Raw genomic sequence first — 8,970 nt, forward strand, 5'->3', positions numbered from 1 at the left:
CGCTCAACGGGTGTGATAATCCTCACCATACACTGTGTCGGGTCACTTCCGGTGGGCCAGAAAATACTTCGTCGACTCCGGCCGGTAACTCAGGTATGCCGCACCGGCGGCCAGCACGCCCTGCACGATCGCCGTGCCACCCGCGATGATCGTCGCGGGATTCGCGACGGCGGAGAAGGTGAACATCGTGGTCACGGCACCGAGCCCCAACCAGACGGCGATCACCATGAGTACTGTGCGCGCCCAGGTCTTGCCACGGCCGAGCTGATGCGCGAAGGCCACCGTGGCCCCGGCCACCAGCGCGCTGCCGACCAGCGCGATCACCACGAAACCCACCAGCACCATCGTGTCGGCGGTGGACGCGGCGAAGTTCGGGTCCGACTTGCGCATATCGTCGAGGAACTGCTTGCTGAGCTCGCCGCGCTCGCCGGCCATGGTGAAGACGCTGGCGAAGGTGTAGACGATACCGAGGGCGGCGGTTGCCCACCACAATTGACGGGCGGTGCCGACGTCTTCCGGCATCGGAAGGGTTTCGGGTTTGTTCGGTGCAGCGATCACGACAGCCAGTGTGCTGCCTCGGTCGCCCAGTAGGTGAGCACGATGTCCGCGCCCGCCCGCCGGATGCCGATCAACGACTCCAGGATCGAGGCCCTGCGGTCGATCCAGCCGCGCTCGGCGGCGGCGGTGATCATCGCGTACTCGCCGGAGATCTGATACGCCGCGACGGGGACCGTCGAGCGGTCGGCGACGTCGCGCAGGATGTCGAGGTAGGACATCGCCGGCTTCACCATCACGATGTCGGCGCCCTCGGCGAGGTCGAGGTCGAGTTCGCGCAGCGACTCGCGGCGGTTGGCCGGGTCCTGCTGGTAGGTGCGGCGATCGCCTTCCAGCGACGAGCCGACGGCCTCGCGGAACGGGCCGTAGAAGGCCGAGGCGTACTTGGCGGCGTAGGCGAGGATGGCGGTGTCGGTGCTGCCGACCGCGTCGAGTCCGCGCCGGATCGCGCCGACCTGGCCGTCCATCATGCCGCTGGTGCCGAGCAGATCGGCGCCCGCGTCGGCCTGCGACAGCGCCACCTCCACGTAGCGGTGCAGGGTGGCGTCGTTGTCGACCGCGCCGTCGGTGCCGATCACGCCGCAGTGGCCGTGATCGGTGAACTCGTCGAGACAGGTGTCGGCCATGATGACCGTCGCGTCGCCGACCTCCTCGGCCAGCGCGCGCAGGCCACGGTTCAGGATCCCGTTCGGATCGCTGGCCTGGGAACCGGTCGCGTCCTTGTCCTCGGGCAGCGGCACCCCGAACAGCATCAGCCCGCCGACCCCGGCGGCCACCGACTCCACTGCGGCCTTGCGCAGCGAGTCGAGCGAGTGCTGGTACACCCCCGGCATCGAGCTGATCTCGCGCGGCTCCTCGAGCCCGTCGGCCACGAACATCGGCAGCACCAGCTGCCGCGGCTGCAGGGTGGTCTCGGCGACGAGTCGACGCAACGCGGGTGTCCTACGCAACCGCCGCGGGCGGTCGAAAGCGGTCATAGCCCGCAGAATACGCCTGTCCCCCGCCGGTCGCCGCAGCGCCTACAGCGCGTCGGAACCGCAAACGGTTCGCCGACAGTTACCTGCGAATCGCCACCCACAGAGCTTCGGCGAGGTCTGCAACCGAGTGCGGCGAACCTGTGGATAACATCGAAACGCTGTGGAGCTCAATGGCTTCCGCGCGAGAGCGCCGAAACTTGTCGGTACCCCTCGCTATAATCGAAAGCGTGTTCGAGGGTTCCGACGATCGGGGGCGGAACCCACACGCCACGGGAGGACGCCGACATGAACGCCATTGCCGCCAAGACCACTTTCATCACCGCGCCGTACGTTCCGCTGGAGAAGAAGCGACTGCCCGCGGGCAGGCCGCGTCGCTGGTACGTGACGCACAATCGTCGGCTCAAGGCCATGCGGTTGACGATCGCGCTGCTGGATTCCGGTGTGTACCTACCCAATCAAGCCACCAATGAGACGATTCGACGCACCGCCGAGAAGATCGACATCCGCCCACCCTCGGATGCCACCTGCCGACTCGTGCGCACGCTGCTGCGCTACAGCCGGTGACCCTGATACGCCGAAAGCCCGCCGTCGCGGGCGGGCTTTCGGGGTATCTACTGAGCCTAGCGGCTGCTGCTGCGGCGGCTCTTCTTACGCGGCGGGGGCAGCAGGCCCTCGGCGCGCAGGCGCGACGCGTGCTCGGCCAGTGCCTCCACCAGCGGGCCCACCTGCGCGGCCTCGGGCTGCACGTCCACGCGCAGACCGAACTCGATCGCGGTCTCGGCGGTCTTGGGGCCGATGCAGGCCACGATGGTGCGCGCGTGCGGCTTGCCCGCGATACCCACCAGGTTGCGGACCGTGGAGGACGAGGTGAACAGGACCGCGTCGAAACCGCCGGTCTTGATCATCTCGCGGGTCTCAGCTGGCGGCGGCGAAGCGCGCACGGTGCGGTAGGCGGTGACGTCGTCGATCTCCCAGCCGCGTTCACGCAGGCCCTCGGCGAGGGTCTCCGTGGCGATATCGGCGCGGGGCAACAGCACCCGGTTGACCGGGTCGAACACGTCGTCGTACGGCGGGAAGTCGGCGAGCAGGCCCTCGGAGGACTGTTCGCCGCTCGGCACCAGTTCGGGGTTGATGCCGAACGAGCGCACCTTCTCCGCGGTGGCCTCGCCGACGCAGGCGATCTTCACACCGGAGAACGCGCGAGCGTCGAGGCCGAACTCGGCGAACTTCTCCCACACCGCGCGAACCGCGTTGGTGGAGGTGAACACGACCCACTGGTAGCGGCCGTCGACCAGGCCCTTCACGGCCCGTTCCATCTGGGCGGGGCTGCGCGGCGGCTCCACCGCGATGGTCGGCACCTCGATCGGGATCGCGCCGTGGGTGACGAGCCGTTCGCTCATCTCCCCCGCCTGATCCTTGGTGCGCGGAACCAGCACGGTCCAGCCGTAGAGGGCCCGCGATTCCCACCACGACATCTTGGCGCGCTTGTCGACTTCCTTGCCGACGGTGACCACCAGCGGCCCGACCAGCTCGGAGGCGGCGTTGTTCAGCGAGGCGAGGGTGGCCTCGATGGTGCGCTGCTGACGGGTGGTGCCGCGCACGGTCACCGCGACCGGAGTCTGCGGAGCCAGACCGTGTTCCACCAGCGCGCTGGCGGTCTCGGCCAGGTGGCCGGAGGTGGCGTGCAGGACCAGCGGGCCAGGGGCTGCGGCCAGCGCCGACCAGTCGACCTCGCCGCGCACATCGGCCTCGGTGTGCCCGGAGCCGAGCGCGATGCCCGCGTAGCTGGGCACGGCCGAACCGTTGGGCAGGCCCGGCAGCACCTCGAACACCATGTGCGAACGGGTGACGGCGTTGACTTCGCTGATCACCGAATCGGTGGTCAGCGGGTCGCCGGTGACGATGCGCACCACGTCGTGGCCGTTGCGGGCCTCGGCGATCAGCGTCTTGGCCACCTCGGCGGGTTCGCCGAGGGCGGGCCGCACGTCGACCGGGCTCACGCCGTTCTCGTCCGCCTCGTGGGCGATACCGATCAGGGCGAGCACGCCCTTGTCGACATCGGGGTCGGTGAACGCCAGCATCGCCCGCTCGAGCACCTCACGGGCGCGCACGGTCAGCAGGGCCGGGTCGCCTGGGCCGGATCCGACGAAAAGGATCCGCCCTGGTTGCTTCTTGGTAGCTCGGCTGCTGCTCATCGGTTGTTCTCCATCGGGCTGGAATTAGTGAAGTCGGTGGGTGCCGGTTCGTCTGTGACGCTCAGCAATGCGCGAGCACCCAGGTCCAGCAGTTCGCGCGCCAACGTGCGACCGAGTTCGGCCGCGTCTTTCGGCGCGCCGACGATCGAGGCGCGCAAGACGTCGGAGCCGTCGATCGCGGCGGCACAGGCGCGCAGCGAGAGTTCGTCGAAGATCCGGCCGTCCTCGTCGATCGACTCGACGATCTCGGCGAGCGCTCCGATCGGCGCGGTGCAGCCTGCCTCGAGCTCACCGAGCAGCGAACGCTCGGCGAGCACTGCGGCTCTGGTCGCGGCATCGTCCAGACCGGCGAGTACCTCGATCAATTGCGGGTCGTCACTGCGGCATTCGACCGCCAGAGCACCCTGCGAGGGGGCGGGCAACATCTGCACCGGCTCGAGCGACTCGGTGATCTCGTCGGTGCGCCCGATCCGGCACAGGCCGGCGCGGGCGATGACGATGGCATCGAGTTCGCCCTCGCTCACCTTGCGCAGGCGCGAGTCGATATTGCCGCGCAGCGGAAGGATGTCGAGGCCGAGACCGAGCGCGCGCAACTGCGCGGCGCGGCGCGGGGCCGAGGTGCCGACGCGGGCACCGGCGGGTAGTTCGCCGAGGACAAGGCCGTCGCGAGCCACCAGCGCATCGCGCGGGTCCTCGCGCGGCGGGATCGCGGCGATGGTGAAGCGCGGGTCCTGCGCGGTGGGGAGGTCTTTATAGGAGTGCACCGCGATGTCGATACCGCCCGCGGCGAGCTCGTCGCGCAGCGCGGAGGTGAACACCCCGACACCGATCTTCTGCACCGGATCCGACGACAGGTCGCCCGGTGTCTTGATGACCACCAGTTCGGCGGGCTGGCCCGCCGCGATCAGCGCATCCCGGATGGTGCCCGCCTGTGTCAGCGCGAGCAGGCTGCCGCGCGTGCCGATCCGCCACGGCGCACTGCTGCTGCCTGCGGTCACGGTGTCCTCTTCCTGCACTGTCGTGGTCATGCGGTTTCCTCCTGCGCATGCCCGAGCGGCGCTGCGTGGTTTCGCATACTGCCTGTGTCGGGTCTTGACTCGGTCAAGCGTGACGGCCCGTCGCCGAAGTGGCCTGCGGTGAAATCGTCGGCCAGCGCAGCCTCTGCCGCGGCGACCTCCATCGGTGCGGCAACCGCTTGTACCGCACCCGGTTTCAGTTCGAACAGCTCACGCAACGCCTCGGCGTAGCTGTCGCCGCCCGGGGTCGATGCCAGCTGCTTCACGCGCACGGTCGGCGCGTGCAGCAGCTTGTCGACGACGCGGCGCACGGTGCGCGCCACCTCGTCGCGGGCCGGGTCGGCCAGGTCGGGCAGCCGCGAATCGAGGCGGAGCAGTTCGGCCTCCACCACGTCGGCGGCCCGCTGACGCAGCGCGGCCACCGTGGGGGTGACCTCCGCCATGCGTTGCCCGGCAAGGTATTTGGCGAGTTCGTCGGCGACGATGAGGCGCGCGGCGGCGGTGTCGTCGGCCGCGGCACCCGCGGCCGGATCGCGCTGCAGCGATTCGATATCGATGACGGCGACACCCGGCAGGCCTGCGACAGCGTGCTCGACGTCGCGGGGTAGGCCGAGATCGCAGAAGACCAAAGGACGTTCGGCGGCTTCGGTGCGCGCCCGGCCCGCGAGCGCGCGATGAGTGTCGGCCAAGGTCACCACGGACCCGACCGCGCCGGTACAGGTGATCACGATGTCGGTGCCCGCCATGGCCTCGGTGAGCCGCGACATCTCGACCGCCTCGGCGTCGACACCGTGCATGGTGCGCCCGGTTTCGGCGAGCCGCTGTGCGCGTTCGAGGGTCCGGTTGACGACGATGATGCGCCCGATCCCGGCCCGCGACAGATGCGCGACAGCCAGCCCGCCCATCGCACCCGCACCGACGACGACCGCGGTCCGCCCGGCGAGATCGCCGACCACACCACGCGCCCGATCCAGCGCCACCGACACCACCGACGCACCGGCCCGGTCGATCCCGGTCTCCGAATGCACCCGCTTGCCGACCCGCAACCCGTGCTGGGCCAACTCGTGCAGTGTGCGCCCGACCGCCTGCTGACCGTCGGCGCTGGCGTAGGCACTGCGGATCTGGCTGAGCACCTGCTGCTCGCCGACGACCATCGAGTCCAGACCGCTGGCCACCGCGAACAGATGCTCGGCCGCGGCCTCGCTGTAGCGCACGTAGGCGTGCTTGGTGAGATCGCCGAGCGGTAGCCCGGAGTGCTTGGTGAGCAGCTCGCTCACCTCACCGAGGCCGCCGTGGAAGGCGTCGACGACCGCGTAGACCTCGACCCGGTTACAGGTGGAGACGATCATCGCCTCGGACACATGGCTCGAGGAGAGCAGCCGATCCACCAGTTTCGGCCGGTCGGCCTCACTGATGGCGACCTTCTCCAGCACCGATACCGGGGCGCTCCGATGCGAAATCCCGACCAGCAGCACACTCATGCCCGCACCTCACCGTGTCGCTGATTCGCTCGCCGACGCTCGCTCATGGCGTGATCACCGATCCCTTGGTGCTTGGCTCCGTTGCCGAGTGGGGGGTTGCCGAATGCGGCGCGGTGCGACGCGACGGCCTGCCGCGAGCCGGTTCGACCGGCGCGGCATGCGTGAGGTGGTTCGGCGGCGGCACCCGGCGCGCGATGCGGCCGGAGCCCACCTGGGCGATCTCGGGCGCGTCGTTGCGGGCGGCGTCGAACGACAGCATCTGCAGTTCCATCGCCAGGTCGACGCGGCGAACCTGCACATGGGCGGGCGCGCGCAGTTCCAGCGGCGCGAAGCTCAGAATCGACGGCAGTCCGGCGTCGACGAGCCGATCGCACACGTCCTGGGCGGCCTCGTCGGGCACGGCCACCACGGCGATCGTCGGCGCCAGCGCCGGAATCTGGGCGGTCAGCAGCTCGACATCGCGCACGACGAGACCGGCGTACGACTGACCGATCACCGCCGGGTCGTTGTCGAAGATCCCGACCACGGTGAAGCCTCGTACCCCGAATCCGCCGTAACCGACCAGAGCGCGGCCCAGATTGCCCGCGCCGATCAGCACTACCCGATGTCCCTGCGACAGTCCGAGCACATCTTCGATCCTGGTGCGCAACTTGGCTACGTCATAGCCGACACCCCGCACACCGTTGGGTCCGAGGAAGGAAAGATCCTTGCGCAGCTTCGCCGAATTGACACCCGCCGCGACAGCGAGTTCCTCACTCGATACGATGGCAACACCGGAGTCGGCCAAGCCGGCGAGAACCCGGAGATAGGTAGCCAGACGAGTCACCGTGGCCTGCGGGATGTCCCGCACGAGAGCCTTGCCGGAGACGCCACTCGGCGTCTCGTGCTGCTCTGTCACGTCGTCGGCTCCTCGTTCCGGGCCTGATCACGGTCCGGTTCCTCTGTTCGTTCACCGGTGTGGGTCGCTGCGATGTCGAGAGCGCGACCGGTGCCATAGGGGCGGTACAAACCCGGCCACCGCCGCCGCGTAGTGCGGCGGTGCGGATTGCGTGTCACCACCGTAACCGCTTGTGCAGGCGTTCACAAAGTCGGTGAATTCGGCCTCATTTTCCGTCGCGACCAGCGATCCGGCTCAGGTCCGCCCGTAAACGGGGCTCATCGACGTCGAAATAGCTGTGTTCACGGCCGTTCAACAGGACCACCGGCAGTCGATCACCGTATTCGGCGCGCAATCCCGGGTCGCTGACCACGGCTTCGTCGACGTCGACGGTCGCCACCGGGAGACCGAAATCACCACAGATCGTCTGTAATTGCGACAGTGCCGTGGTGCACATGCCGCAACCTGCGCGGGTCAACAGGGTCACCGTCGGTGTGGGATCAGTCATGAGCCCTATTTAATCCCCCGGGCACTCAGCGAGTTGTCGGTGCCGCCGGTTACTGTGGACATGGTTCGCGCGACTAGCGGAGGGTACTGGTGCCGGAACGTTCGAAGGTGACTAGGTCCGGATTCGTCGCAGGGCGATTCGGGGAGTTCCCTGCGCGGTGGCAACCGAGCCGCCTCGGTCAGGAACTGCAGGAACAGTTCGCACGGCTGCCTCGCAGCCCGTTCGGGCCGAGCGAGGAAGAGCTGCGCGCCAATCTGGCCGGTGAGGCCAGCGCCGACGCCGCGCTCGAGCTCCACGATGCCGAGCTCGCCGAGCAGGGCACCGACGCCGGTCCCGAGGTCCCTCGCGACCTCACCGCCGCGGCGTTCTTCGATGTCGACAACACCCTCGTGCAGGGTGCCTCGATCGTGCACTTCGCCCGTGGCCTGGCCGCGCGCAAGTACTTCAAGACCTCCGACCTGGTCGATGTCGCCTGGAAGCAGGTGAAGTTCCGGGTCACCGGCAAGGAGAACTCCTCGGACATGGTCTCGGGCCGGGAGAAGGCGCTCAGCTTCATCGCGGGCCGCCCCACCGCCGAACTCGCCGCGCTCGGCGAGGAAATCTACGACGAGATCATCGCCGACAAGATCTGGCCCGGCACCCGCGCGCTCGCCCAGATGCACCTCGATGCGGGCCAGCAGGTCTGGCTGGTCACCGCCACCCCGGTCGAACTGGCCAACGTGATCGCCAAACGCCTCGGCCTGACCGGCGCGCTCGGCACGGTCGCCGAAAGTGTCGACGGCAAGTTCACGGGTCGCCTGGTCGGCGACATCCTGCACGGCCTCGGCAAAGCACACGCCGTACGCACCCTCGCCGTCCGCGAAGGCCTCAACCTCAAGCGCTGCACCGCCTACTCCGACAGCCACAACGACGTCCCGATGCTGTCACTGGTCGGCACCGCCGTAGCCATCAACCCCGACTCCGACCTGCGCGAAGTAGCGAAGAACCGAGGCTGGGAAATCCGCGACTTCCGCACCGGCCGCAAAGCAGCCAAGATCGGCGTCCCCACCGCCCTAGCCTTGGGCGCAGCAGGCGGCGCGGTAGCAGCAGTAGTAGCCCGCCACCGCGAACACTGACCGTGCCGCCCGTCGGCCCCCCGGCACCCCGCACACTCGCAGCCCTACCCACGCGACCAGCGAGCCCCGCACCCCAGACCACTGCCCCGCGCTACCAGCGCGCACCACACCCCTGATCCGCCATGACCGCACAACCCAACCCCCACCTGCGACCCATAGGGAGCAGCGGCCACGAAGTGGCCGGTCGCGGCCGGGTCGCCGGTTAGGCGCCGGTGCGTAGGCGACGAAGGAGCAAGCACCGGCGCC

The 8,970-nt window shown here is 68.9% G+C and carries 9 protein-coding genes; 2 read left to right on the forward strand and 7 right to left on the reverse strand.

What is annotated here, in order from left to right:
* Positions 1–42: 42 nt before the first annotated feature.
* Positions 43–558 carry a hypothetical protein gene (locus ACFW6D_RS13250; protein ID WP_379327811.1) on the reverse strand — a complete coding sequence of 172 codons (516 nt, stop codon included), beginning with the start codon at positions 556–558 and terminating at the stop codon, positions 43–45.
* Positions 555–1,532: a porphobilinogen synthase gene (gene hemB / locus ACFW6D_RS13255; protein WP_379327813.1), complete on the reverse strand. Its 978-nt coding sequence runs from the start codon at positions 1,530–1,532 to the stop codon at positions 555–557. The genes ACFW6D_RS13250 and hemB overlap by 4 nt, the downstream gene beginning before the upstream one ends.
* Positions 1,533–1,817: 285 nt before the next feature.
* Here hemB and ACFW6D_RS13260 point away from each other — a divergent pair, with 285 nt between their 5' ends.
* Positions 1,818–2,096, forward strand: a complete 279-nt coding sequence (locus ACFW6D_RS13260; protein ID WP_379232998.1) for a hypothetical protein — start codon at positions 1,818–1,820, stop codon at positions 2,094–2,096.
* Between the two features lie 56 nt (positions 2,097–2,152).
* Here ACFW6D_RS13260 and ACFW6D_RS13265 read toward each other — a convergent pair whose 3' ends face one another.
* From ACFW6D_RS13265 to ACFW6D_RS13285, 5 genes are all read right to left on the reverse strand, one after another.
* Entirely contained in the window at positions 2,153–3,727 is a 1,575-nt protein-coding gene (locus tag ACFW6D_RS13265; protein WP_379232996.1) for a uroporphyrinogen-III synthase, read from the reverse strand.
* Positions 3,724–4,755, reverse strand: a complete 1,032-nt coding sequence (hemC, locus tag ACFW6D_RS13270) for a hydroxymethylbilane synthase (RefSeq protein ID WP_379327815.1) — start codon at positions 4,753–4,755, stop codon at positions 3,724–3,726. The genes ACFW6D_RS13265 and hemC overlap by 4 nt, the downstream gene beginning before the upstream one ends.
* Positions 4,752–6,224: a glutamyl-tRNA reductase gene (locus ACFW6D_RS13275; RefSeq protein WP_379327816.1), complete on the reverse strand. Its 1,473-nt coding sequence runs from the start codon at positions 6,222–6,224 to the stop codon at positions 4,752–4,754. Before ACFW6D_RS13275 ends, hemC begins: the two co-directional genes overlap by 4 nt.
* A 43-nt stretch (positions 6,225–6,267) precedes the next feature.
* On the reverse strand, positions 6,268–7,122 hold the full coding sequence (locus ACFW6D_RS13280; protein WP_379232990.1) for a redox-sensing transcriptional repressor Rex: 855 nt from the start codon (positions 7,120–7,122) through the stop codon (positions 6,268–6,270).
* A gap of 205 nt (positions 7,123–7,327) precedes the next feature.
* Positions 7,328–7,609 (reverse strand): glutaredoxin family protein, encoded by a 282-nt coding sequence (locus ACFW6D_RS13285; RefSeq protein WP_379327818.1) that lies wholly within the window; start codon positions 7,607–7,609, stop codon positions 7,328–7,330.
* Between the two features lie 89 nt (positions 7,610–7,698).
* Here ACFW6D_RS13285 and ACFW6D_RS13290 point away from each other — a divergent pair, with 89 nt between their 5' ends.
* The gene (locus ACFW6D_RS13290; protein WP_379327820.1) at positions 7,699–8,724 is read left to right on the forward strand and encodes an HAD family hydrolase; all 1,026 of its coding nucleotides are present in this window, start codon (positions 7,699–7,701) and stop codon (positions 8,722–8,724) included.
* Positions 8,725–8,970 lie beyond the last annotated feature (246 nt).

This window comes from Nocardia sp. NPDC058705, assembly GCF_042749305.1.
In the GTDB taxonomy this organism is placed as follows: domain Bacteria; phylum Actinomycetota; class Actinomycetes; order Mycobacteriales; family Mycobacteriaceae; genus Nocardia.